Raw genomic sequence first — 22,949 nt, forward strand, 5'->3', positions numbered from 1 at the left:
AAAATCTTTCCATTTTCGGAGCTATGGCGCTAGGGGCGCGGCGTCGCGCTCCTCTAGCAGGAATCGCGCGCGCTAACAGGGCACCTGCGGGTTTTTGTCAAGGCTCGCTGCGGTGCGAGAGCGGTACTCCGCTCAAGAGCAAGAAAAGACACGATGAAGATACACGACCTGATTACGACTACCGAGGCCCTCGCAGACCTGTGCGAACGCCTGGCGAAAAGCGATTTCGTCACTGTCGATACTGAATTCATGCGCGAGAACACCTACTGGCCGGAACTGTGCCTGGTGCAGATCGCCAACGAGGAAGAAGCCGCGGCCATCGACCCGCTGGCCGACGGCATGGACCTGAAACCCCTGTGGAACCTGATGTGCGAAAACGAGGAAGTCCTGAAGGTCTTCCACGCTGGCGGACAGGACGTCGAGATCGTCTACAATTTCACCGGCAAGACGCCCCACCCGATCTTCGACACGCAGATCGCGATGATGGCGATCAGCCAGTCCGAACAGATCGGCTATGCCAACCTCGTCGAAAGCTGGCTGGGAATCACGGTCGACAAGGGCGCCCGCTTCACCGACTGGAGCCGCCGGCCGCTGACCGACCGGCAGATCGAATATGCCATCGGCGACGTGACGCACCTGTCCAAAATCTTTCCCAAGATCCTGAAAAAGCTGGTGAAGACGGGCCGCGGTGCATGGCTCGATGCGGAAATGGACAAGCTCGCCGATCCGGCGAACTATGCCAATGACGCCGACATCGCATGGAAGCGCATTCGCTCGCCCGGTCGCAATCCGACCGTGCTCGGTCGCCTCAAGGCGCTGGCTGCATGGCGCGAGGGCGAGGCGCAGCACAAGAACATTCCGCGCGGGCGCATCATGCGCGACGAAACGCTCGCCGACATCGCCAGTCACCCGCCGAAGAAGCAGGTCGACCTGACCAAGGTGCGCGGCCTGTCGAACGCGTGGAAGGACAACGACATCGGCAAGCGGCTGATGAAGGTCATCGAAAAGGCCGAACCGCTGACCAAGGAAGAAATGCCCGACAAGCCCAAGCGCGGTGCGCCGCTGGGCAAGGAAGGCGCGCTGGTCGCGGACCTCCTCAAGCTGCTGCTCAAGATCCGTGCGCGCGAAATCGACGTCGCCGCCCGCCTGCTGACCAAGGCGGACGAGATGGAAGCACTGGCCGCGGGCGTACGCAAATTGCCCATCCTCGAAGGATGGCGGTACGAGGTTTTCGGCAAGGACGCGCTCGAACTGGTCGAGGGGCGACTCGCCTTCGCGGTCAAGGATGGCAAGCTGCTGATGACCCACGTCGACGACATGGGCGATGAATTGACCGAGGCACAGGCCGCGGAGTGAGCACCTACCTCCCCACCCTCAAGCAGCTGCAATACCTTGTCGCGCTGCACGAGCACGGCCATTTCGGCCGCGCGGCAGAGGCAAGCTTCGTGTCCCAATCGACGCTTTCAGCCGGCATCCGCGAGCTCGAATCGCTGCTGGGCGTGACGCTGGTAGAGCGCAGCCGCCGCGTGGTCCGCTTCACTGCACTGGGCAACCAGGTGGTGGAGAAAGCACACCGCATCCTGCGCGAAGCTGAAGAGCTGGCGGACCTCGTCCAGGCCGCAGGCAAGCCCTTGGCGGGGCAGCTGCGCATGAGCGTCATTCCGACGATCGCGCCTTTCCTGCTCCCGCGTTTCCTGCCGCGCCTGCGCAAGGAGCGCCCCGACCTCGAGCTGTTCCTGCGCGAGGAAACCAGTCACGACGCGGTCGAATCGCTCCAGCACGGGCGCGTCGATTGCGTGCTACTCGCCCTGCCCTTTGCGACGGGCGAGGTCGAGAAGGCGCACATCTCGGACGATCCGCTCTACGTCGCCTTCCCGAAAGACGATCCGCGCGATCCGCCCGAAACCGTGTCAGCCGACATGATCGACGAAGGCCGGTTGCTTCTGCTGGAAGACGGTCACTGCCTCAAGGAACACGCGCTGGCGGCCTGCAACCGGCCCGAACTTCGTGGAAGCGCCACGATGATCGGCACCAGCCTGCATACTCTGGTACAGATGGTCGATAATGGCCTCGGGCTGACGATGCTGCCGGAAATGGCGGTGGAAGCCGGTATCCTGAACGGTACCGATGTCGTCGCACGCCCGCTCAAGAGCAAGCAGGCGAGCCGCGAAATCGCGCTGATCTGGCGCAAGAATTCCCCGCGCCGGGACGATTTCGAATTGCTGGCGGAAGAATTGCGCGCCGGTTAGGCCGCAAGCGGTTCCTGGGTCTTTGCGACCTTCGACTTCACGAACCTGTCGAGCTTCTTAACGGCGAACATCGGGACGATAACGCTGAGCGCAATCCCGGCGAGCGAGCAGAAGGCGATCCAGATCGCCATGGCAGTGCCGCCCGAGATATACAGGCCGTACAGAACGGGTGCCGCGAGGATGAGCCCGCGGATCTCGTTGAAGATGATTGCCACTGCGCTGACCTTGAGCAGCGCGGCAAGGATCATGTGTATCGTAGTACCCATGCGACCGTTGTTAATTGCGTTTGGTAAAAGAACCGTTGACCACTGCGCGGTTTCCCCCGTTCGTCGCGCCGATCCCCCGTTCCGCCCCTGCAGGCCCGCAAATTTTGGGTGCATACCCGGTGGTTAGCGCGTAGCGCTGGCCGCGACACACGAGGGGAAGCATGCCGCAACCACAGCAACCGCTGGACATGGCGAGCCAATGAGCAGCGGATCGCCCAGCAAGGGCAGCGTCTATCGCGGCGCGGCCATTGCCGTTGCTCTGACATGGGTGCTGCGCGCGATCGGGCTGGTCTCGGTCTTCATTCTTGCGCGCCTTCTGACTCCGGCCGATTTCGGCGTTGTCGGCCTCGCCATGACTGCGGTCGCGCTGGTGGAGACGTTCTCCTACCTTGGCATGAAGCAGGCATTGCTGCGGATGGAGGAGCCTGAGCGGGATTATTACGACACGGCTTTCACCATCCAGCTGATCATGTTTTCAGCGCTCGGCCTGCTGTTGTTTGCCATTGCTGCCCCAGCCGCAGACTTTTTCCGCGAGCCGCGCGTCGAGCCTGTGGTCTACGCGCTGTCGCTAAGGTTCGTGATGCTGGGCCTCGTCAATATCGGGGTTGTCGAGTTCGAGCGGGATTTCGCCTTCGCACAGGACCTCAAGATGAAGGCGACTGCGCGGATCGTGTCGTTCTTCGTCACTGTGGCGCTCGCCTTGTGGCTGCGATCCTACTGGGCTCTCGTGGTCGGAATGATCGTGCAGTCGTTGATCCTGACGGTCCTGTCCTACACAATGCAGCCATTCCGCCCGCGCCTTTCACTGGTGCGACGCGCGGAACTGCTGGGCGTGTCCCTGTGGATTTTCGCAGGCGTAGTCGCACAGGTCTTCTACGGGCAGGTCGAGAGGATCGTGGTCGGGCGTACGGCCGACACGGGCACCGTGGGTGCCTTCTCGGTCAGCAAGGACGTCTCGAACATCCTCACGCAGGAAATCGCCATGGCACTCAACCGCGTGACCTTCGTGACCACGGCGAGGAGCGGGGCGTTCGACACGCAGGGCGAACGTATTGCCCTCTCGCTCGGCGCCTATTCGATGATCACGGCCTCCATGGGACTTGGGCTTGCGGCGGTGGCAGAGCACTTCATCCGGGTCTTCCTGGGCGGGCAATGGGGCTCGGCAGTGCCGCTTGTTGCTCCCATCGCCATCGGCACCGCACTGATGGCGGTTTTCCGCCTGATCGCATCGTCTTTGCAAGCAGGCGGCCACGAGAAATCGTCGGCCCTGCTGTGCCTTGCGGGGCTGGCAGGCTTGGCCGCCGCGGTCGGAATAGTCGCCCAGTTCGGCGGCACTCCGCTGGACATCGCCCATACGGGCCTGATCGTGAGCGCCATGACATTGTTTGCTGGCCTCGTCGTGCTGGCCCATTTCTCGCGTTATCGCTTGTCAGGGTTCCTCGTGGCGGTCGCGCGGCCATATCTTGCAGCCACGGCGATGTATTTCTGCGTTCGCGCGCTTCCTGCACTCACCCCTTCACCGCTGGTCGAACTGCTCTGGCGCGCCGCACTAGGAGCAGCCATCTATTTTTCCGCTGTTATGCTGCTGTGGCTGCTGTCGGGACGGCCTCAATCGAGCGAGGCCGAAATGCTGCGCGTGGCCCGAAGGCTGCTCGCGCGCTTCTAGTCCATGTGCTTGAGGCCGACCCGCAGGTAATCCCAGCCTGTGACAAGCGTCAGGATGGCCGCACCCCATAGCGATACGAGGCCGACGGTGTGCGGGACGTTGGCCACGATATCGCCGATCTGCATCGTCCAGCGCGGCAGGCCCTGGCCGAGGATCAGCGAACCCAGCGCCATCAGCTGGAAAGTCGTCTTCCACTTGGCGAGCCGGCTCACCGGCACGGAAATCTGCAACCCGCCGAGGAATTCGCGCAGGCCCGAGACGGCAATCTCGCGCACGAGGATGATCAGCCCCGCCACGACGTGCATGTCCCCGACATAAGGGCCGCGAAGCACGCCCTGGGCCGCCAGCACGAGGATGACCGAGGCGACCATGATCTTGTCCGCGATCGGATCGAGGAAAATGCCCAGCTTCGAAACAGTACCGCTGGACCGTGCCAGCATCCCGTCGAAGTAATCGGTAATCCCCATCGCGCAGTAGAGCACGAAGGCGGCAAGATAGCCCGTTTCCCAACCCGGCCACCACAGAAGGAAGGCCAGAAGCGGGATCGCGAAGATGCGCGACAGCGTGAGGATGTTGGGCAGGCTCAACATGATGGCACTCCCCCTAACGACAAACGTCTCGCCGCAAAAGCCGCACAATGCCCTTGTCCGCCGCCGTGTTGTTCCTCACAAGGGCCGCGCACGCGGGGTTGCGTACGAGGGGTCATGCTTACATCAACGCATTTGCTGCGCAGCAGGCGGTTCCTGCCGCTGTTCGTCACGCAGCTGTTCAACGCCTTCAACGACAATCTCTACAAGACAGCCATGGTGCTGTTCGTCGTCTATTCGATCTACAATTCGGAAGAGGCGGAAGGCCAATTCAGCGCCATCGCTTCGGGCCTGTTCATCCTCCCCTTCTTCGTCCTGTCGGCGCTGGCAGGCCAGCTCGCAGACATGCGCGACAAGGCGGCAATCATCCGCAAGGTGAAGTTCTGCGAAATCGTGCTGATGCTCATCGGCGCGAGCGGGCTCTACCTGGCCTGGCGCGGGTACGAGATGCCGGTGTCGCTTTTCGGCATCCAGACAAGCTTTCCCATCGTCCTGATGCTGCTCGCCCTGTTCCTGACCGGGGTACAGTCGACTTTCCTGGGCCCGATCAAATATGCGATCCTGCCCCAGCACCTGAAGAAAGACGAAGTGCTGGCAGGAACGGGGCTGGTGGAGGCCGGAACCTATATCGCCATCCTGGCAGGCACGATCCTGGCAGGCTGGATCCCGGTCGAGGTGGCCGCCATCGGCATCATCCTGACTTCGATCGTGGGTTATGTTGTCAGCCGCCAGATCCCCGACGCACCGCCGCAAGGCACGGTCGAAAAGCTCGACTGGCACATCCTGCGCGCCTCGGTGAAGCTCGTGCGCGAGACGATGCACGTTAGCGAGGTCTTCTACGCCATCATCGCCATCAGCTTCTTCTGGACCATCGGTGCAGTGCTGTTCATCCAGTTCCCGCCGCTGGCCAAGAACGTGATCATGGCAAGCAAGGAAGTGGCGAGCCTGTTCCTCGTGGTCTTCTCCGTCGGCATCGCGATCGGATCGGTCGCCATCAACGCCCTCCTCAAGGGACAGGTTTCGGCCCGCTATTCGCCCCCCTCGGTCATTGTCATGGGCTTCTTTGTCATCGCCTTCTATGGCGTGGCGAAGCTGTGGCAGGCCGACCAGCCGACCGAATTGCTGGACGTGGCAGGCTTTCTTGCCTGGCCGATGGCGACGGTGCTGCTGCTGTGCCTGCTCGGCATTGCGATTGCAGGCGGGATGTTCGTCGTCCCGCTCTATGCCTTCCTCACCACCCGCGTCGCGCCCGAAAAGGCGTCACGCACGATCGCGGCGAACAATATCGTCAATTCGGGCGCGATGGTGGGCGGCTCTCTCCTCGCCATGGCCATGAGCGCGGCAGGCGTTCCGATTGTGGAGCAGGTGCTGATCAGTGCAGCCATGTGCCTTGTTTCGGCGTGGCTGGGGCGCAAGCTGTTGGCTGCGGAACGGCAGGCAGCCGCGCGCGAACAGGCCTGATCAGGCGATAAAGGCGAGGACTGCGGCGAAGGTCGCGAAATAGACCGATGCAGCGCCGCGCACGTCGGACGCGGTCAGCTTCCAGTCGATCGGCTGGTCCTGCGGGATGTCGGCAAACATCATCCGCCGCTGGGGAAGGCTGACCCGCAGCCAGTGACGGGCTGCTTCGCTGTTGAGGACAAGTGCGCGTCTCATGATGCGGGTTTAACGCATTTTTAACCTTCGGGGTCCCGGTGAAACCACGCTGTCGCAAAGCGGGACATTAAGCCTTTCCGGTGAGGATAAAGCGCAAGAATTGCCGGCGCGATTGCGCAGGTCAGCGCCGGGCGCTAACCGCGTCAGCCATGACCACTCGCCCCACTCCCGCCGCCGCCAAGCTGCTCGTCGACTGCCTGACCGAACAGGGGTGCGAGCGTATCTTCACCGTGCCCGGCGAAAGCTTCCTGCAGGTGCTTGATGCGCTGGCAGGGCAGGATTCCATCGATCTCGTAACCTGCCGCCAGGAAGGCGGGGTCGCGATGATGGCATGCGCCGACGGCGCGATGACCGGCAGGCCCGGTGTCGCTTTCGTGACCCGCGGTCCGGGCGCGACCAATGCCAGCATCGGCGTCCATGTCGCCATGCAGGATTCGCAGCCGATGATCATGTTCGTGGGCGATGTCGATTCGGGCATGCGCGACCGCGAAGGCTTCCAGGAAGTCGACTTTGCCGCCTTCTTCGGCCCCATCGCCAAGTGGGCCGCTCGGATCGATTCCGCCGATCGCATCCCCGAATACGTGGCGCGCGCCTACGCCACGGCTATCTCCGGACGTCCCGGCCCCGTCGTGCTTGCCCTGCCGGAAGACATGCTGAGCCACGAGACCCCTGCCCGCCCGCGCAAGCGGGTCGAACGTCCGGCTCAGGCCCCCTGCCCCGACGCCATGCGGGCAATGATGGACCTCATCGCCGATGCCGCAGCGCCAGTCGCCATCATCGGCGGTGCGGGCTGGAATGCGAAGGCGCGCGAGCATTTCCAGCTCTTTGCCGAACGGATCGGCATCCCGGTCGCCACCGCCTTCCGGCGGCAGGATGCGATATCGCCGTCGAGCCGCGTCTATGCCGGTGCGCTGGGTTACGGTCCCAACCCCAAGCTGGTCGAGCGGGTGAAGAATGCCGACCTCATCCTGGCGGTGGGCGCCCGCCTCGGTGAAGCGACCACCGATGGCTATACGGTCCCGCCGCTGATTGCCGAGGATCGCAAGCTGGTGCACGTCCATCCCGATCCCAACGAGCTTAACCGCGTATACCCCGCCGATCTCGCCATTTGCGCCGAGATGGACGAGTTCGCAGAAAGTGCAGCGCTGTGGGACGACGGCTCCGTCATCGATTTCGATGCCGGTGCCGAAGCGAATGCCGAATGGCAGGCCTGGGCGACCGCGAAGCCCGGCGAATATGCACTCGACATGGCATCCTGTGTGCAATTCATGCGCGACACGCTTCCTGCCGACAGCATCATCTGTAACGGCGCCGGCAATTTCGCCGGCTGGTGGCACCGCTATTGGCGGTACGAAGGCTATCCCAGCCAGCTCGCACCGACCTGCGGCGCGATGGGCTACGGCGTGCCTGCGGCCGTTGCTGCCGCGCTACGCCACAAGGACCGCACGGTCGTGGCTGTTGCCGGAGACGGCGACTTCCTGATGAACGGCCAGGAACTCGCCACGGTCGTGCAGCACGGAGCCGATCTCCTCGTGATCGTGGTCGACAACGGCGCTTACGGTACGATCCGTATGCACCAGGAACGCGAATTTCCAGGGGACGAGCGGATCAGCGGCACGCGCCTCGCCAACCCTGACTTCGCGGCGCTTGCCTCGGCCTATGGCGGTTGGTCCGCCCGCGCCGAAACGACGCAGGAATTCAGGGACGCGCTCGTCGCGGCGCAGGGCCGAAGCGGCCTGCGGCTGATCCACTGCGTGATCGAAGTCGAACAGCTTGCTGCAAGCGGCGCAACCGTCAGCGGTTTGCGCAGCAGGGGCTAGTCGCCGGTCAGATACCTGCCATCGAGCAGATCACCGACCATTCGGCAGGAGTAATTTCTGCGACCGACAGGCGCGAGAGCTTCACCAGCTCGCAATTTTCGAGCTGGGGTTCGGCCTTGATCTGCTTGAGCGTGACGGCATGCGGCAGCTTGGTCTTGGGCTTGACCTTGACCGCAGCCCACTTGCCTTCCGGGTCGGTGGGATCCGTGATTCCGGCAACGCTGACCTCGCAGATGCCGACAATCTCCAGCCCTTCGCGCGAATGGTAGAAGAAGGCCTGGTCGCCCACCTCCATCGCGGCAAGGTTGTTCTTGGCCCGGTGATTGCGCACGCCGTCCCAGGTTCCCTCGCCTTCCGCGACGAGATCGTCCCAGCTGTATTTGAACGGTTCGGACTTCATCAGCCAGTAGCGGGCCATGTGCGGAAATCTCCTTCGTGCTTGCTTGCCGCGACGCCCTAGCGCGAGCTTCGCGGCATGGCCAGAACCCCCTCCACAGGCACCTCGCGGGGTTAACCGCTTCTTAGACATCCCCCTCTAGAAACAGCCTACTGACAAGCGTGTCGCGGGGGACAATTTGGGCCAGGAACCCACCAGGGAACGGACTGAAAAAGAAGCGAAAGTGCGGCTACCCAAAGCTTCGCACGACCTGCTGACGCGCGGCATCGCCTTTGCCGCGATGATCCTGTTCGTCGGTACGGCAGGCGTTGCCCTGCCCAATGTCTTCAAGACCTGGACCGGAAGCGCAGGCGGACCGGACATCATTCTGACCAATGCGCTGATCCTCAATATTGCGCTGATCCTGCTCGGCTGGCATCGCTACAAGGCGCTGAACACCGAACTGGTCGCACGCCGCAAGTCCGAACAGGAAGCCCGCCGCCTTGCAGAAATCGACGACCTCACAGGCTGCCTGAACCGGCGCAGTTTCGCGGACCGTCTCGCGGTCCTGCTCAAGACCGAATGCAGCAATGAACGGGCACTTGCCGCCATCGCGGTCGACCTCGACAACTTCAAGCAGGTGAACGACCTCAACGGCCACATGGCGGGAGACGCAGTACTGCGCGCCACGGCCCAGCGGATCGAGCGTACTTTGCCGGCCGGCGGTGTGCTGGCCCGTATCGGAGGCGACGAATTCCTCTGCGTCGTGCCCTATTACGTGAATGTCGCGGACCGGATCGAACACCTCGCGACCCGCATGATCGAAGCCGTGGCGACCTCCGTCTCCCATGAAGGCGTATCGCTCGACGTTACGGTGTCGATCGGCATCGCCAGCTCCATTCACCTGGACGAGGAACTGGCGGCGGACAGCGCGGCCCAGGACCTGATGCATAAGGCGGACATCGCCATGTATCACGCCAAGAAGCAGGGCAAGAACCGCTACTACTGGTTCGAAGCGCCGATGGAGAACGAGCTGCGTTTCCGGAACAAGCTGGAGGCTGGCATCCGTGCAGGTATCGCGAACGGGGAATTCGTTCCTTACTACGAACAGCAGATCGATCTGGAGACCGACAAGCTGGTCGGATTCGAGATGCTGGCCCGCTGGGAATCGCCCGAACTGGGCGTGGTCGGTCCCGATATCTTCATCCCGATCGCCGAGGAAATCGGTGCCATCGGCGAACTGTCCGAAAATCTCATCGCGCAGGCTTTCGAAGATGCGAAGGAATGGGATCCGGAACTGACCCTGTCGGTCAATATTTCGCCCGTGCAGATGCGCGATCCGTGGTTTGCGCAGAAAATCCTCAAGCTTCTGGTGGCGCACCGCTTCCCGCCCAACCGACTCGACATCGAGATCACCGAAACCTGCCTGCACGAAAATGTCGGCATGGTCCGTTCGATGATTACCAGCCTGCGCAACCAGGGCGTGCACGTCAGCCTCGACGATTTCGGGACGGGCTATTCCAGCCTCTCGCAGCTGCGCAGCCTGCCTTTCGACCGGCTCAAGATCGACCGCAGCTTCATCGGCGAACTGCGCCAGCAGGAAAACGGCGATGCGCTGGTCAATGCCATAGTAGCGATGAGCGATGGTCTGAAACTGCCGATCACTGCCGAAGGCATCGAGAACGAGACGATCCTCGAGGCCCTGAAGAGGCTCGGCAAGATGAAAGGCCAAGGGTATCACTACGGCCGCCCCGAACCGGCCAACAAGGTTCGCGAACGGCTTGCCGATCACGGTCTGCTTGCCGGCCCGCCCGAGCAGGTGGTGGACCTTGCCGAGCAGCGCGAGAAGCGCAGCGACAATCCTTCGGCAGACCAGCGCGCGGGCTGATACTGGACGCTGGGCCCGCGAGGGCATAGATGCGCGCCATAATGCGCGTTCCCTTCATCAAGATGCACGGCCTCGGCAACGACTTCGTCGTGCTGGATGCGCGCGTCGATGACCTGCCCGAACTGACCGGCGACACGGTGCGCCGACTGGCCGACCGCTTCACCGGTATCGGCTGCGACCAGCTTATTCTTCTCGCGCCGAGCGCGGATGCAGACTTCGCAATGCGCATCTTCAACCATGACGGCAGCGAAGTCGGCGCCTGCGGCAATGCGACCCGCGCCGTTGCCATGCTCCACGGCAAGGAAGCCCGGATCGCCACCGCCGGCGGCCTGCTGCTGGCTTCACCTACCCAAGGCGGGGCGAGCGTGGACATGGGCGTGCCGCGCTTCGACTGGGGAGCGATCCCTCTCGCTTACCCAATGGACACGCTGTCCATGCCGGTCGGCTGGGATATGCTGGAAAACCCAGGCGCGGTGAACGTGGGCAATCCGCACGTGATCTTCTTCGCCGACGATACCGATGCCGTCCCGCTCGATCGCCTCGGCCCCGAGATCGAGAACGACCCGCTGTTTCCCGAACGCGTGAACGTCAATGTGGCCACCATCTTGGCACCCGACCACATTCGCCTGCGGGTATGGGAACGGGGTGCCGGCCTCACCTTGGCCTGCGGCACCGGTGCCTGCGCCACGGCAGTCCACGCCATGCGCCGCCGCCTTGTCGAGCCCATGGTCACGGTGACCCTGCCCGGCGGCGATCTCCAGATCGAATGGAGCGAAGGTGGCAGCATCCACATGACGGGTCCTGCGACCGAAAGCTTCCGCGGCAGCTTCGAATGGGCCGACTACGCATGAATGCGCCGCAAGTCGTCTCGCTAGGTTGCCGCCTGAACCTCTCCGAAAGCGAACGTATCCGCGCCATGCTGGCGGGCGAGAACGACCTCGTCGTCGTCAACAGCTGCGCCGTGACCAGCGAGGCCGTGCGTCAGACGCGCCAGGCCATCCGCCGTGCGCGCCGCGCCAATCCGGATGCCCGCCTCATCGTCACCGGTTGCGCCGCCGAGGTGGAGCGCGAAGCCATCGCCGCAATGCCGGAGGTCGACGGCCTTGTCGCCAATACCGCCAAGCTCGACCCGCGCGCCTGGAACGTCCCGCAATCACCGCCGCCGGTAGCCAAGCGCCGCACCCGCGCCTTCGTTGCGGTCCAGAACGGCTGCGATCATGCCTGCACCTTCTGCGTCATCCCACAGGGACGCGGAACCAGCCGCTCGCTGTCCGTGGACGAAGTGGTCGCGGAAGTGGCGCGCCATGTTTCGGAAGGCGCGCAGGAGGTCGTCCTGACCGGCGTCGATGTGACTTCATGGGGTCACGACCTGCCCGGCCGCCCTGCGCTTGGCGCGATGGTGCGCACCGTACTCGACCGCTTTCCCGAATTGCCGCGCCTGCGCATGTCCTCGCTCGACGGCATCGAGGTGGACGAGGAGCTGTTCGATCTGTTCGCGACCGAGCGCCGCCTCATGCCGCATCTCCATCTCTCGCTGCAGCACGGCCACGATCTCATCCTGAAGCGCATGAAGCGCCGGCACAGCCGCGCCGATGCCGTCCAGTTGGTGGCAAACCTCAAGCAGCGCCGAACCGACATCGCTATCGGTGCCGACCTCATCGCCGGTTTCCCGACCGAGACAGGGGAACATCACGCGGCAACCCATTCGATCATCGAAGAACTCGGCATCGTACACGGGCACATCTTCCCCTACTCGCCCCGCCCCGGCACCCCTGCTGCGCGCATGCCGCAGGTCGAGCGCGAGGTGGTCAAGCGCCGCGCCGGCGAACTGCGCGCAGCCGTCGCCAAGGTGCGCGCAGAGTGGCTGGCAACGCTCGTCGATAAGCCGCTGTCCGTCCTCGCCGAACGCGACGGGACGGGCTATTCGCAAAACTTCGCGCGGGTTCGCATGCCTGCGGGTACAGAGGCCGGGCGGATCGTGACGATCGCCCCCAAGACTATCGAGGACGACCTCCTGGTATGAGTAAACCCAGCTGGACCGAGCGCCTGTTCGGCGGCTTCAAGAAGACGTCGGAACGCCTGAGCGAGAACCTCACCGAGGTGGTCAGCAAGGCGCGGCTCGATGATGCCACGCTCGACGATGTCGAAGATGCGCTGATCATGTCGGACCTCGGCCCGAGTGCTGCTGCGCGCATCCGCGCCAAGCTCAAGGACAAGCGCTTCGGCCTCGAAATCAGCGCGCAGGAACTGAAGGAAGCGGTGGCAGAGGAAATCGCCGCCATCCTGCGCCCTGTTGCCAAACCGCTCGAAATCACGGCCTTCCCGCGCCCGCAGGTCGTGCTGGTGATCGGCGTCAATGGCAGCGGCAAGACCACGACCATCGCCAAGCTGGCCCACCTGTTCAAGGAAGACGATTATGCCGTCATGCTGGCGGCAGGCGATACTTTCCGAGCGGCGGCCATCGGCCAGCTCCAGACTTGGGCCGACCGGGTCGACGTGCCGATCGTGCGCGGCCCCGAAGGCGGTGACCCTGCCTCGATCGTGTTCGACGCGGTCAAGAAGGGCACGGAAATCGGCACCGACGTCCTGATCGTCGACACTGCCGGACGCCTGCAGAACAAGCGCGAGCTGATGGACGAGCTGGCAAAGATCCGCAAAGTCCTCGGCCGTCTCAACCCCGAAGCGCCGCACGACGTGGTGCTGGTACTCGATGCGACCAACGGGCAGAATGCGCTTTCGCAGATCGATGTCTTCAAGGAAGTCGCCGGTGTCACCGGCCTGGTCATGACGAAGCTCGACGGCACGGCCCGCGGCGGCGTGCTGGTGCAGGCTGCCGAGCAATACGGCCTGCCCATCCATGCCATCGGCGTGGGCGAAAAGATCGACGACCTGCGCCCGTTCGACCCTGACCTTGTCGCGCGCGTCATCGCGGGGATTGCCTGATGGCCGAGACGAGCGAGAAGAAACCCACCGGATGGTTGCACACGCTGGTCGACTATGGCCCGCTGCTGGTCTTCCTCGGAGTCTACAAGTTCTACCAGCCGCCATCCGATTCCACTTTCGGCGAGATTGCGGCGGTGATCTACGGCACGGTGGCCTTCATGGTAGCTGCCGTCATCGCCCTAGCGTTCAGCAAGTGGAAGTTCGGCAAGGTCAGCCCGATGCTGATCCTCTCCACCACGCTGATCGTCGGTTTCGGCGCACTGACCATCTGGCTGCGCGACGAACGTTTCATCCAGTTCAAGCCGACCGCGATCTACGTCCTGTTCGGTGTTGTCCTGATGATCGGCTGGCTGCGCGATAGGGCGTGGTTGCAGGTCTTGCTGGGCGCTGCCTTCGAGGGCGTGACGCACGAAGGCTGGATGAAGCTGTCGCGCAACTGGGGCATCTTCTTCTTCGCTCTCGCCGCGCTCAACGAGGTGCTGGTGCGAACCATGAGTTTCGAAGGCTGGCTCTGGGCGAAGCTGTGGGTGTTCCTGCCGCTCAGCTTCCTGTTCACTTTCACGCAGGTCCCGATGCTGCTGCGTCACGGCCTTTCGTTCGAGGATACGGACGAGGTGATGCAGGACGAACCGCCGACCGGCTGATCAGACATCGTCTCCCGGCGTGATCTTGATCATCACCCGCATCAGCGTGGTGTAGATCAGCACCACCGTGGCGGCCGACAGGCCGACCATCAGCACGGTTCCGGCGAATAGGCCGTCATAGACGTTCTTGAACCAAGCGGGCGGCAGTTCCTCGAATTCGCCGATGGGCAGCGCGAACGCCATCAGCAGGAATAGCGAGACCAGCAAGGTAAGCGCCGATAGCCGCCCGACCATTGCCACATCACGATAGGCGGAATGGTCGAAATCCTCGTCCATGCGGCGGATCATCCCGACCAGCGTCAGCATCAGGGCAATGATCGTGGCCGATGCCGTGGCGATGGCCGAACCGAGATAAAGGCCGGCGCGCGACAGGGCGTTGAGAAGGTCCACGGCCTCTGCGGCGCTGTAGACACGGCCGATAGCGGACCGCGCACCGTATCCCAGAAACGCGGCAAGCAGGAAGGTGGCCAACGGCCAGCGGTAACAGGTGACAAACTCCTTCATGCCTGAATTATGAACGGGCGGAGCGGTCGTTCCTGATTGGCTAGATCTCGACCTGGCTCCCCAGTTCCACCACGCGATTGGTCGGCAGGCGGAAGAAGTCCATCGCGGTCGCCGCGTTCCTGAGCATCCAGGCGAAGATCTTCTCGCGCCAGATCGGCATGCCCGGCTTGTCGCTGGCGAGAAGCGTCTGGCGACTGAGGAAGAAGCTGGTGTGCATCATGTCGAACTTGCCGCCGCAGCGCTCCATCTCTTTCAGCCCCTGCGGGACATCGGTTTCCTGCATGAAGCCGTAATGGAGGACCGCGCGGTAAAAACCGTCGCCAAGGTCATGGATTTCGCAGCGGTGTTCCGCATCGACATAGGGCGTGTCGTCGATCAGCACGGTCAGGATGACCACGCGTTCGTGGAGCACCTTGTTGTGTTTGATATTGTGGAGCAGCGCCGAAGGCACACCCGCGGTCTGGCTGGCCATGAAGATCGCCGTGCCCGGAACGCGGGTGGCCGAATTCTTCGCGCTCTTGGCAAAGATTTCGATCGGCAGCGCGGTCTCGCTCATACGGTCGCGCATCAGCTTGCGACCCTTGGCCCAAGTGGTCAGCAAGGTGAAGGCGACAAGTCCGACGACCAGCGGGAACCAGCCGCCATCAGGCACCTTCACGAGGTTCGCAGCGAAGTAGGCGCCATCGACAATGAGGAAGAACAGCACGATCGGCAGAGCGACCCACCATTTCCACTTCCATACACCCACGAACAGGACACCCATCAGAATAGTGTCGATAGTCACCGCGCCGGTAACCGCGATGCCATACGCTGCGGCAAGGTTGGAGGAGGTCTGGAAGGTCAGCACCAGCACGATCACGGCCACCATCAGTGCCCAGTTGATGATCGGGATGTAGATCTGGCCCGCCTCGGTCTCGCTCGTGTGGCGGATCGACAGGCGCGGCATGAAGCCGAGTTGCATCGCCTGGTGCGTGATCGAGAACGCGCCCGAAATAACCGCCTGGCTCGCGATAAAGGTCGCCATGGTCGCAAGAATAACCAGCGGCAGTCGGTATTCCTCGCTCGCCAGCAGGAAGAACGGGTTCTTCACCACCTCTGCCGCCTGTTCGGGTGCAAGGCCGGCGATCATCGCTCCCTGCCCGAAATAGTTCAGCAGCAGGCACGGCATGACAAAACCGAACCACGAGAGGCGCATGGGTCCGCGACCGAAATGCCCCATGTCCGAATACAGCGCTTCTGCGCCCGTCACCGCCAGCACCACAGCGCCGAGGGCGAGGAAGGCGATGACCCCGTCGGTCACGAAGAACATGAAGGCGTAGTACGGATTGAGCGCCCAGAGGATATCGGGGTTCTTGAGAATCTGGTTGAGACCGAGGCCCGCCAGCGTGATGAAATAGATGATCATCACAGGCGCAAACAGCGCCCCGACCTTGGCGGTGCCGCGGCTTTGCAAGAGGAACAGGAGTACCAGCAGGACAAGTGCGATCGGGATAACCAGCGGATCGAGCCTGTGGTCGACCACCGTCAGGCCTTCCACCGCCGAAAGGACGGAGATAGCCGGGGTAATCATGCTGTCCCCGTAGAACAGCGAGGTTGCAAAGACCCCCAGCAAGACGACCAGCCAGCCGTAGCTCGATTGCCCGATGTGCCGGCTGATCAGCGCGATCAGGGCGAGGCTTCCGCCCTGCCCCTTGTTGTCGGCGCGCATGAGGATCGTGACGTACTGGAGCGCGACGACGATCGTCATGGACCAGAAAATGAGACTGACGACACCCAGCACGTGCATGCGGTCGATCGCGATATCGACCGCGCCGGAAAAGGTTTCGCGGAAGGCGTAGAGCGGACTGGTGCCGATGTCGCCGAACACGACGCCGATCGCACCCACCGCCAGGGCAGTGCGCGACGCGCCATGGCCGTGGCCATGCTGGCCGGACGCGCCCTCGGGGGCCGTATCGCCTACGGTTGCGCTATCGCTCATGGGAAGATGGTGTCCGGCTGCATCAGATGGTCTGCCTGTCCCGAAGGGCCCGTGCCCCTCGCAAGGTCGCGGCGCTTAGCACCGCTGCGCATCGCCCGCAATGGCGAGCATAGCGCCTGTCACGGAGCGGTATCGCCCTGTTCCCGCGCCATTTCGATGAGCGCATCGAGCCTTTCCAGGCGCAGGGCGAGCAACTCGCGCCACTCGGCATCGGCAGGTGCAGCCTTGAGCGCTTCGGCCCAGAGATCGCGCGTCCTGCCCACTTCGCCCGCGCGCAGCCATGCTAGGCCGAGAAAATAGCGTGCGCCGCCATTCTCGGGCGAAAGCTGAGCCGCTTTCTCGAAAGCGTGCAGGGCTGCGGGCGTCAGATTGCCCTCGGCATGCTCCACGAGTGCTATGCCGAGGCCGAGCCAGGCCTCGGTATCGGCGGGGTTTTCTTCGGTGGCGTTTGAATAAAGGCCGGAAGCCTGCGTGAAATCGCCGCGGCGGGCGAAACCATCCGCAGTCACGACCCAGCGACTCGGCAGTTGTCCCTTCCCGAAGAACTCGCGCCGGGCTGCAACGATGAGTTCGCCGCTCTCGGCCTGCATGCGCGCTGCGTCCTTGGGGGAGCCGGCCTGCCCCGGCGATCCCTCGATCGCATAGCCGGCAAGGCCGAACAGAAGCGCGGCGCCAAGGATCGTCCACGAGGCGCGCGGCAACTTCAGCAGGGATGCCGCGACTACGAAGACGACAAGCGCCAGACCAATGATCGGCAACCAGCTCATGCGCGCCTCCGGAAGCGGCGCCATAGGATCGCGCCGACGATAAGCAGGAACACGACCGGCAACGCATAGAGCGGCCAGGTGCGCGCGCTGACGACCGGCGCATAGCTCACGTAATCGCCGTAGCGCTGCATGAGCCAGGACCGGATGTCCTCCGGGTTCTCACCCGCGGCAATCCGGATTCGGACCTGGTGGCGCATGTCGCCCGCCATCGGCGCATCGCTGTCCGCAATCGACTGCGACTGGCACTTGAGGCAGCGCAGCGTCTCCATGAGTTCCTGCGCAGCGGCTTCCTTCGCCGGATCGTCAAGCTGGCGATAGGCATAGGGCGCAGGCGGCGCATTGCCCTGCGCGACAATCGGCATGGCCATGGCCGCCAGCAAGAGGGCGAGCAGCCCCTTCATTGCCCCGCCTCGCGCAGCTTCTCGAGCAGGACCGGTACGTCGTCTGCACGGATATCGCCGATGTGCTGGTAGGTGATCGTGCCCTTGCCATCGATCACGAAGGTTTCCGGCACGCCGGAAGACCCGATGCCAAGCTGCACTTCGGACAGGTCGTCTCTTCCGATGCGCGAATAGGGATTCCCATGGCGCGCGAGGAATTCGGCGACGTCTGCCGGATCGTCGCGGATGGCAACGCCGACGATGTCCGCGCCCTGTTCCTTCAGAGCTTCGAGCTGGGGCGCCTCGGCGATGCAGGGAAGGCACCAGCTGGCCCAGATATTGAGCAGGCGGGGCTTGCCGTCGGCGAAATCCTTGCTGCTGACGCCGGGCAATTCTTCGGTGGCTGCGGGAAGATCGAAATAGGGCAGCGACTGGCCGATCATGCGGCTCTCGACGAATTCGTCCTTCGGCTGGGTGAGCTGGTAGGCCGCCAGCCCCAGGAACAGGGCGAAGACCATCAGGGGGAGCCACATGCGCCAGCCCATCACACCGTCTCCATGTCCGCGCGGCGAACCGCGCCCTTGCGCCGGATCGAGCGCCGTTTGAGGTCCTGCTGCACCCTGCCGATAATGGCGAGAACGCCGCCCAGCGCGATCAACATCCCGCCGTACCAGATGAAAGTCACGAAGGGCTTCCACCAGAGCCTGAGCTGCCAGCGGCCATCATTCGCCTCGTTACCCATCACCGCATAAAGCTGCCCGTTCCAGCGGGTCAGCAGCACGCTTTCCGTCGTCTGCTGCGCCGGAGCCCAGAAATTGCGCGATTGGGGTGCGATCGGCTGGGCTTCCCCGCCCTTGTAGCTGGCAAGCATTCGGCCCTCGATCGCGGTCCAGTTCGGCCCTGCAACAGGTTGAACCGATGCAAGCTCGACTTCCCACGGACCGACCGTGGCCGATTGCCCCACTTCCAGCGCGGCGAGCCGCTCGGTCGAGAAGGCGCTTTCGCTCGCCATGCCGAACAATGCGACCGCGATTCCGAAGTGGGCGACGACCATGCCCCAAACGGCAATGGGAAGGCGCTTGAGATTGCGCCCCCTCAGCGGCAGGAAACTCGCCACTGCCAGCATTACCGCAATGGCTAGCCCCAGCAGCGGGAGCAGCGCGCCGCCTTCGAACAGGGCGAAGAAGATGAGGCCTGCGATCACCAAGGCGGCAATCAGCGCAAGTTCCTTCGATATCCGCGCCCAGCTATCCCCGCGCCAGCGCAGCAGCGGGCCCACTGCCATGACCAACAGCATCGGAATGGTGAAGATCGCGGAGACCGGGTTGAAATAGGGTGGGCCGACCGAAACCCGCACGTCGAAGGCCTCGGTCAGCAGCGGGTAGAGCGTTCCGAGCAGCACCACCGCCAGAATGGCGCTCAGCATCACGTTGTTGAACACCAGCGCGCCTTCGCGGCTGGCGACGGCGAAGCGCTCCCCCTCGCTGATTGACGAAGCGCGCAGGGCGAACAGCAGCAGCGCGCCGCCGATATAGATGGCGAGCAGTGCAAGGATGAAGCTGCCGCGTTCGGGATCGACCGCAAAGGCATGGACGCTCGTCAACACACCCGAGCGCACGAGGAAGGTGCCGAGCATGCTCATGGAGAAGGCGACCACGCCCAGCATGATGGTCCACACCCGCAGCGCGTCGCGGCTGGCCAGTACGCTCACCGAATGGAGCAGCGCGGTCGCTGCCAGCCACGGCATGAGCGAGGCGTTTTCCACCGGGTCCCAGAACCACCAGCCGCCCCAGCCGAGTTCGTAATAGGCCCAGTAGCTGCCGGCGGTGATGCCGAGCGTCAGGAACACCCATGCGCCGAGCACCCAGGGCCGCATGGCGCGGGCAAAATCGGGCGTGACGGAGCGGGTCAGCAGGGCGCCCACGGCAAAGCTGAAGGCGACCGACAGGCCGACATAGCCGAAGTAGAGCGTCGGCGGATGCAGCGCGAGGCCGATGTCCTGCAGCAGCGGATTGAGGCCAAGGCCTTCCATGGCCGGTTCCGGCAACCGCTCGAACGGGTTGGAGCTCAGGAGCAGAAAGCCATAGAAACCGAGCGCGACAAAACCTTGCGCAGCCAGCGTGGCCTGCATGGTCTTCTCGGGCAGGCGGCGCTCCACCGCCGCGATCAGGCCGCCGGCCAGCGCCATGACCGTCACCCACAGCAGCATCGAGCCTTCATGGTTGCCCCATGCACCCGACAACTTGAAAATCAGCGGCTTGAGCGAATGCGAATTCGCCGCGACAAGCTTCACCGACAGGTCGGTTACAGCAAAGACATAGAGAAGCGCAAAGAAGGCAAAACCGGCGAGACCGCCCTGCAGCATGGCGGCTGGCCGCGCCAGACCGGCAATGCCGTCCGCCTCGCCCCCGCGCAGCGCCAGCGCCCCGCCGACGAGCTGGAGCAATGCCAGCGCTGCCGCCAGCCACAGGGCTGCATGGCCGAGTTCTGCAATCATTCGAGGCCGACCGTGGTCTCTTCGGCCATTTCGGCGGCCTGGTGCTCGCTCATGCCTTCCAGTTCGCGCGGCACGTAATTCTCGTCGTGCTTGGCAAGGAGGTTGTCGGCCACGAATGTGCCGTCCGCCCCCAGCCTGCCTTCCGCGACCACGCCCGAACCTTCGACGAAGAGGTCGGGCAGGATGCCGGCGAACCGCACGGGAATGCGCGAATCCTCGCGTCCGGTGACGGCAAAGGTCACGGTCACGCCGTCCGGCAGCGTCTCGAGCGAGCCGGGCTCGACCATGCCGCCGAGGCGTACTGCCTGGCCCGGTTCCGGCGGGTTCGCCGCCATTTGTTCGGGCAGGTAGAAATAGCTCGCCTGGTTGCGCAGCGCATAGGCGGCGAGCAGGCCAGCGCCGACCAGCGCGACCAGCGCCAGCGCAATCAGGACCAGCCTCTGGTGTTTCGCCCTCACTTGCGCCGTGCCTCCTCGCGCCGTTTTTCCGCGCGCTTCATTGCGATCCAGCTCCACGCGATCATGGCGAGCGTGCCTGTGACCGCGACGACATAGGCGGCGACCACGAAATCCCACTGGTCCAAGGCTTCACGCATGTCAGTCCGCCTCCATCGCGCGGCGACGCAGGCGTGCTTCGGCCTGGATATCGGCCAGCAGTGCGCGCATGCGGGCCAGCACCACGCCGCCGAAAATCAGCGAGAAGCCGAGCACCGCGAGCAGCAGTGGCTGCAGGAAGACCGCGTCGATCGCGCTCTTGCCCATGGTGATGCTGGGCGGCTGGTGGAGCGAGTTCCACCACACCACGCTGCGGTTGATGATCGGGATGTTGATCGCGCCCAAGAGGCCGAAAATGGCCGGGATGCGCGCCGAAACGCCTTCACGCTCCGCCGCCTGGGCGAGCGCGATATAGGCCATGTAGAGGAAGGCGAGCACCAGCATGCTGGTCAGCCGCCCGTCCCACACCCACCAGGTGCCCCAGGTCGGGCGGCCCCAGATCGAGCCGGTAACGAGGCAGATCACGGTGAATACCAGTCCAGGCACGGCAGCGGCGCGTGCAGCGATGGCGGCCAGCGGGTGGCGCCAGACGAGGAAAACGAGGCTGGAAATCGCAATCGCGCTCCACCCGCCCATGCCCAGCCACGCGGTCGGCACATGGATGAAGAGGATACGCACAGTTTCACCCATCAGGCGGTCGGGCGGAACCGACGTCATGCCCCAGAACAGCGCGATTCCCGTCAGCAACAGGCCCAGGGCCAGCAGCAGCGGGGTGAGCCACCGAGCCAGACCGAGGAACCGTTTGGGATTGGCGAAGCCGTGCATGATAATGAGCCGTCGCTCGCGCTTTTACAGGTGCGGCCCTGCCCCGCAAGGGGTGATCGAAGGTCTCAGCGACCGATGAGCGCCTGCGCCATGCGATCGGCAACCTGGTCGGGCGATTCGCCGGTGCTGTCGCTTTCCTGCCAGATCTGTTCCAGACGGCCCGGGATCAGCGCGATACGCTTGCGCACCTCGTTGATGTCGCAGGGCGCCTTGTCGTTGCGGCAGAGGTATTCGAGCGTCACGGAAATGATGCCGCCGGCGTTGATCACGTAGTCCGGCGCGTAAAGAATTCCGCGCTTGGCCAGCATCGGGCCGTGTTCGGGCCGCTGCAGCTGGTTGTTCGCGCCGCCGGCCACGACCTTGCAGTCGAGACGGGCAATGCCCGCATCGTCGAGGATTGCGCCCAGCGCGTTGGGGCTGAAGACGTCGCAGGCAACCGACATGATGGCGTCCGGCGCTGCGGTGTCGGCACCGATTTCGGTAGCAAGCGCTTCGGCGCGGTCCATGTGGATGTCGGACACGGTCAGCTTCGCACCGTCGCGGGCCAGCAGGCGGGCAACGCCGCCGCCGACGCTGCCGGTGCCCTGGATCGCGACGTGGACGCCTTCGACGCTGTCCTTGCCCAGCTTGTGCTTCACCGCGGCCTTGATGCCGAGGAAGATGCCGAGCGCAGTGAACGGGCCGGGATCGCCGCCTGCAGCGTCTTCGCCCTCGACCGGGAGGCCGGAAACATACTGGGTGCGCTGCGCAACGGCAGCCATGTCGGCTTCGGAAATGCCGACGTCTTCGGCCGTGACGTACTTTCCGCCGAGCGCTTCGACCGCGTCCGCGAAGGCTGCGAGCATTTCGGGGGTCTTGGTCTTGTCGGCACCGGCCAGGATGACCGCCTTGCCGCCGCCCATGGGCAGGCCGGCCATGGCGTTCTTGTAGCTCATGCCGCGGGACAGGCGCAGCGCGTCGCGCATGGCATCCGCAGGCTCGGCATAGTGCCAGAAGCGCGTTCCGCCTGCGCCGGGGCCGAGATGGGTGGAATGAAGCGCGATAATCGCCGTCAGGCCGCTCTTCCGGTCGCGTACGAGCTGCACCAGCTCGTGATCGTCGTAATCCGCTTCGGTCCAGAAAGCCGTCATCGCATGCCCCTGCAAGGAGTTGTACGTGACTGCGCAATGGGGAGAAAATGGGGCGATCGACGGGGTTCGAACCCGCGACCTCCGGTACCACAAACCGGCGCTCTAACCAACTGAGCTACGATCGCCACACGCCCCCGGAACGCAGCCGGGTAGGCGGCACATAATCGCGGGCGCACGGGCGTCAACCCGCCTTCCGCAACGGCGCGTGCCTGTTGCACAATGCGCTTCGAATGGGAAGCGAAAAAGCGTCAGGCGGGCCATCTGCGCAACTATCTTTCA

At 64.0% G+C, this 22,949-nt stretch carries 24 protein-coding genes and 1 tRNA gene; 10 read left to right on the forward strand and 15 right to left on the reverse strand.

From position 1 onward, the window contains the following. Positions 1 to 153: 153 nt before the first annotated feature. Complete coding sequence (gene rnd, locus LCL94_RS01770) at positions 154 to 1,356, forward strand: ribonuclease D (RefSeq protein WP_224830730.1); 1,203 nt, start codon at positions 154 to 156, stop codon at positions 1,354 to 1,356. After that, entirely contained in the window at positions 1,353 to 2,249 is an 897-nt protein-coding gene (locus LCL94_RS01775; protein ID WP_160607460.1) for a hydrogen peroxide-inducible genes activator, read from the forward strand. Before rnd ends, LCL94_RS01775 begins: the two co-directional genes overlap by 4 nt. On the opposite strand, the gene LCL94_RS01780 is transcribed toward LCL94_RS01775, so the two are convergent. Next, positions 2,246 to 2,515: a hypothetical protein gene (locus tag LCL94_RS01780; protein ID WP_224830731.1), complete on the reverse strand. Its 270-nt coding sequence runs from the start codon at positions 2,513 to 2,515 to the stop codon at positions 2,246 to 2,248. The genes LCL94_RS01775 and LCL94_RS01780 overlap by 4 nt on opposite strands. A 199-nt stretch (positions 2,516 to 2,714) precedes the next feature. Here LCL94_RS01780 and LCL94_RS01785 point away from each other — a divergent pair, with 199 nt between their 5' ends. Then, positions 2,715 to 4,181 carry an oligosaccharide flippase family protein gene (locus tag LCL94_RS01785; RefSeq protein ID WP_224830732.1) on the forward strand — a complete coding sequence of 489 codons (1,467 nt, stop codon included), beginning with the start codon at positions 2,715 to 2,717 and terminating at the stop codon, positions 4,179 to 4,181. On the opposite strand, the gene pgsA is transcribed toward LCL94_RS01785, so the two are convergent. After that, positions 4,178 to 4,771, reverse strand: a complete 594-nt coding sequence (pgsA, locus tag LCL94_RS01790) for a CDP-diacylglycerol--glycerol-3-phosphate 3-phosphatidyltransferase (RefSeq protein WP_160607463.1) — start codon at positions 4,769 to 4,771, stop codon at positions 4,178 to 4,180. The two genes, LCL94_RS01785 and pgsA, sit on opposite strands and share 4 nt — an antisense overlap. Positions 4,772 to 4,885: 114 nt before the next feature. Between pgsA and LCL94_RS01795 the strand changes: the two genes are divergently transcribed. After that, on the forward strand, positions 4,886 to 6,229 hold the full coding sequence (locus tag LCL94_RS01795) for an MFS transporter (RefSeq protein ID WP_224830733.1): 1,344 nt from the start codon (positions 4,886 to 4,888) through the stop codon (positions 6,227 to 6,229). On the opposite strand, the gene LCL94_RS01800 is transcribed toward LCL94_RS01795, so the two are convergent. Further along, positions 6,230 to 6,424 carry a hypothetical protein gene (locus tag LCL94_RS01800; RefSeq protein WP_224830734.1) on the reverse strand — a complete coding sequence of 65 codons (195 nt, stop codon included), beginning with the start codon at positions 6,422 to 6,424 and terminating at the stop codon, positions 6,230 to 6,232. Between the two features lie 149 nt (positions 6,425 to 6,573). On the opposite strand from LCL94_RS01800, the gene LCL94_RS01805 reads away from it, so the two are divergent. Then, entirely contained in the window at positions 6,574 to 8,244 is a 1,671-nt protein-coding gene (locus LCL94_RS01805) for a thiamine pyrophosphate-binding protein (RefSeq protein ID WP_224830735.1), read from the forward strand. Between the two features lie 7 nt (positions 8,245 to 8,251). On the opposite strand, the gene LCL94_RS01810 is transcribed toward LCL94_RS01805, so the two are convergent. Then, positions 8,252 to 8,662, reverse strand: a complete 411-nt coding sequence (locus LCL94_RS01810) for an EVE domain-containing protein (protein WP_224830736.1) — start codon at positions 8,660 to 8,662, stop codon at positions 8,252 to 8,254. Between the two features lie 202 nt (positions 8,663 to 8,864). Between LCL94_RS01810 and LCL94_RS01815 the strand changes: the two genes are divergently transcribed. Genes LCL94_RS01815 through LCL94_RS01835 form a run of 5 tightly spaced genes read left to right on the forward strand, consistent with a single transcriptional unit; the run spans position 8,865 to position 14,095 of the window. Beyond that, the gene (locus LCL94_RS01815; protein WP_224830737.1) at positions 8,865 to 10,508 is read left to right on the forward strand and encodes a putative bifunctional diguanylate cyclase/phosphodiesterase; all 1,644 of its coding nucleotides are present in this window, start codon (positions 8,865 to 8,867) and stop codon (positions 10,506 to 10,508) included. 41 nt (positions 10,509 to 10,549) lie between these two features. After that, entirely contained in the window at positions 10,550 to 11,359 is an 810-nt protein-coding gene (gene dapF / locus LCL94_RS01820) for a diaminopimelate epimerase (RefSeq protein WP_224830738.1), read from the forward strand. Then, complete coding sequence (locus LCL94_RS01825) at positions 11,356 to 12,531, forward strand: MiaB/RimO family radical SAM methylthiotransferase (RefSeq protein ID WP_224830739.1); 1,176 nt, start codon at positions 11,356 to 11,358, stop codon at positions 12,529 to 12,531. Before dapF ends, LCL94_RS01825 begins: the two co-directional genes overlap by 4 nt. Next, on the forward strand, positions 12,528 to 13,451 hold the full coding sequence (gene ftsY, locus LCL94_RS01830) for a signal recognition particle-docking protein FtsY (RefSeq protein ID WP_222554164.1): 924 nt from the start codon (positions 12,528 to 12,530) through the stop codon (positions 13,449 to 13,451). The genes LCL94_RS01825 and ftsY overlap by 4 nt, the downstream gene beginning before the upstream one ends. Beyond that, a complete protein-coding gene (locus tag LCL94_RS01835; RefSeq protein ID WP_224830740.1) occupies positions 13,451 to 14,095 on the forward strand; it encodes an inner membrane-spanning protein YciB in 645 nt (214 codons plus the stop codon). The genes ftsY and LCL94_RS01835 overlap by 1 nt, the downstream gene beginning before the upstream one ends. Here LCL94_RS01835 and LCL94_RS01840 read toward each other — a convergent pair whose 3' ends face one another. The 11 genes from LCL94_RS01840 to LCL94_RS01890 all read right to left on the reverse strand — a co-directional run bounded on the left by LCL94_RS01840 (position 14,096) and on the right by LCL94_RS01890 (position 22,795). Next, positions 14,096 to 14,599, reverse strand: coding sequence for a hypothetical protein (locus tag LCL94_RS01840; protein WP_224830741.1), 504 nt, complete (start codon positions 14,597 to 14,599; stop codon positions 14,096 to 14,098). It lies immediately after the preceding gene. A 40-nt stretch (positions 14,600 to 14,639) separates the two neighbouring features. After that, positions 14,640 to 16,577, reverse strand: a complete 1,938-nt coding sequence (locus LCL94_RS01845; protein ID WP_224830742.1) for a potassium transporter Kup — start codon at positions 16,575 to 16,577, stop codon at positions 14,640 to 14,642. Positions 16,578 to 16,696: 119 nt separating this feature from the next. Beyond that, positions 16,697 to 17,368, reverse strand: coding sequence for a tetratricopeptide repeat protein (locus tag LCL94_RS01850; RefSeq protein ID WP_224830743.1), 672 nt, complete (start codon positions 17,366 to 17,368; stop codon positions 16,697 to 16,699). Continuing rightward, positions 17,341 to 17,745 (reverse strand): cytochrome c-type biogenesis protein, encoded by a 405-nt coding sequence (locus tag LCL94_RS01855; RefSeq protein ID WP_224830744.1) that lies wholly within the window; start codon positions 17,743 to 17,745, stop codon positions 17,341 to 17,343. The genes LCL94_RS01850 and LCL94_RS01855 overlap by 28 nt, the downstream gene beginning before the upstream one ends. Continuing rightward, positions 17,742 to 18,269 (reverse strand): DsbE family thiol:disulfide interchange protein, encoded by a 528-nt coding sequence (locus tag LCL94_RS01860; protein ID WP_224830745.1) that lies wholly within the window; start codon positions 18,267 to 18,269, stop codon positions 17,742 to 17,744. Before LCL94_RS01860 ends, LCL94_RS01855 begins: the two co-directional genes overlap by 4 nt. Continuing rightward, on the reverse strand, positions 18,269 to 20,221 hold the full coding sequence (locus LCL94_RS01865) for a heme lyase CcmF/NrfE family subunit (protein WP_224830746.1): 1,953 nt from the start codon (positions 20,219 to 20,221) through the stop codon (positions 18,269 to 18,271). The genes LCL94_RS01860 and LCL94_RS01865 overlap by 1 nt, the downstream gene beginning before the upstream one ends. Then, positions 20,218 to 20,679, reverse strand: a complete 462-nt coding sequence (gene ccmE / locus LCL94_RS01870) for a cytochrome c maturation protein CcmE (protein ID WP_224830747.1) — start codon at positions 20,677 to 20,679, stop codon at positions 20,218 to 20,220. The genes LCL94_RS01865 and ccmE overlap by 4 nt, the downstream gene beginning before the upstream one ends. Continuing rightward, positions 20,676 to 20,816 (reverse strand): hypothetical protein, encoded by a 141-nt coding sequence (locus LCL94_RS01875; protein WP_224830748.1) that lies wholly within the window; start codon positions 20,814 to 20,816, stop codon positions 20,676 to 20,678. Before LCL94_RS01875 ends, ccmE begins: the two co-directional genes overlap by 4 nt. A gap of 1 nt (position 20,817) precedes the next feature. After that, entirely contained in the window at positions 20,818 to 21,540 is a 723-nt protein-coding gene (gene ccmC, locus LCL94_RS01880; RefSeq protein WP_222554155.1) for a heme ABC transporter permease CcmC, read from the reverse strand. A gap of 65 nt (positions 21,541 to 21,605) precedes the next feature. Beyond that, entirely contained in the window at positions 21,606 to 22,670 is a 1,065-nt protein-coding gene (locus LCL94_RS01885; protein ID WP_224830749.1) for a Leu/Phe/Val dehydrogenase, read from the reverse strand. Between the two features lie 48 nt (positions 22,671 to 22,718). After that, positions 22,719 to 22,795: transfer RNA gene (locus LCL94_RS01890), tRNA-His, on the reverse strand. Positions 22,796 to 22,949 lie beyond the last annotated feature (154 nt).

This window comes from Qipengyuania gaetbuli (assembly GCF_020171365.1).
GTDB classification, from domain to species: Bacteria; Pseudomonadota; Alphaproteobacteria; order Sphingomonadales; family Sphingomonadaceae; genus Qipengyuania; species Qipengyuania gaetbuli_B.

What these genes read in the sequence shown, in the direction of transcription:
- LCL94_RS01780 (WP_224830731.1), bottom strand. Translation starts at nt 2,515, where the DNA reads ATGGGTACTACGATACACATGATCCTTGCCGCGCTGCTCAAGGTCAGC.
- LCL94_RS01785 (WP_224830732.1), top strand. Translation starts at nt 2,715, where the DNA reads ATGAGCAGCGGATCGCCCAGCAAGGGCAGCGTCTATCGCGGCGCGGCC.
- ftsY (WP_222554164.1), top strand. Translation starts at nt 12,528, where the DNA reads ATGAGTAAACCCAGCTGGACCGAGCGCCTGTTCGGCGGCTTCAAGAAG.
- LCL94_RS01795 (WP_224830733.1), top strand. Translation starts at nt 4,886, where the DNA reads ATGCTTACATCAACGCATTTGCTGCGCAGCAGGCGGTTCCTGCCGCTG.
- LCL94_RS01825 (WP_224830739.1), top strand. Translation starts at nt 11,356, where the DNA reads ATGAATGCGCCGCAAGTCGTCTCGCTAGGTTGCCGCCTGAACCTCTCC.
- LCL94_RS01800 (WP_224830734.1), bottom strand. Translation starts at nt 6,424, where the DNA reads ATGAGACGCGCACTTGTCCTCAACAGCGAAGCAGCCCGTCACTGGCTG.
- rnd (WP_224830730.1), top strand. Translation starts at nt 154, where the DNA reads ATGAAGATACACGACCTGATTACGACTACCGAGGCCCTCGCAGACCTG.
- LCL94_RS01875 (WP_224830748.1), bottom strand. Translation starts at nt 20,816, where the DNA reads ATGCGTGAAGCCTTGGACCAGTGGGATTTCGTGGTCGCCGCCTATGTC.
- LCL94_RS01860 (WP_224830745.1), bottom strand. Translation starts at nt 18,269, where the DNA reads ATGGGCTGGCGCATGTGGCTCCCCCTGATGGTCTTCGCCCTGTTCCTG.
- LCL94_RS01865 (WP_224830746.1), bottom strand. Translation starts at nt 20,221, where the DNA reads ATGATTGCAGAACTCGGCCATGCAGCCCTGTGGCTGGCGGCAGCGCTG.
- pgsA (WP_160607463.1), bottom strand. Translation starts at nt 4,771, where the DNA reads ATGTTGAGCCTGCCCAACATCCTCACGCTGTCGCGCATCTTCGCGATC.
- LCL94_RS01835 (WP_224830740.1), top strand. Translation starts at nt 13,451, where the DNA reads ATGGCCGAGACGAGCGAGAAGAAACCCACCGGATGGTTGCACACGCTG.
- ccmC (WP_222554155.1), bottom strand. Translation starts at nt 21,540, where the DNA reads ATGCACGGCTTCGCCAATCCCAAACGGTTCCTCGGTCTGGCTCGGTGG.
- LCL94_RS01845 (WP_224830742.1), bottom strand. Translation starts at nt 16,577, where the DNA reads ATGAGCGATAGCGCAACCGTAGGCGATACGGCCCCCGAGGGCGCGTCC.
- dapF (WP_224830738.1), top strand. Translation starts at nt 10,550, where the DNA reads ATGCGCGTTCCCTTCATCAAGATGCACGGCCTCGGCAACGACTTCGTC.
- LCL94_RS01805 (WP_224830735.1), top strand. Translation starts at nt 6,574, where the DNA reads ATGACCACTCGCCCCACTCCCGCCGCCGCCAAGCTGCTCGTCGACTGC.
- LCL94_RS01885 (WP_224830749.1), bottom strand. Translation starts at nt 22,670, where the DNA reads ATGACGGCTTTCTGGACCGAAGCGGATTACGACGATCACGAGCTGGTG.
- LCL94_RS01855 (WP_224830744.1), bottom strand. Translation starts at nt 17,745, where the DNA reads ATGAAGGGGCTGCTCGCCCTCTTGCTGGCGGCCATGGCCATGCCGATT.
- LCL94_RS01840 (WP_224830741.1), bottom strand. Translation starts at nt 14,599, where the DNA reads ATGAAGGAGTTTGTCACCTGTTACCGCTGGCCGTTGGCCACCTTCCTG.
- LCL94_RS01850 (WP_224830743.1), bottom strand. Translation starts at nt 17,368, where the DNA reads ATGGCGCCGCTTCCGGAGGCGCGCATGAGCTGGTTGCCGATCATTGGT.
- LCL94_RS01810 (WP_224830736.1), bottom strand. Translation starts at nt 8,662, where the DNA reads ATGGCCCGCTACTGGCTGATGAAGTCCGAACCGTTCAAATACAGCTGG.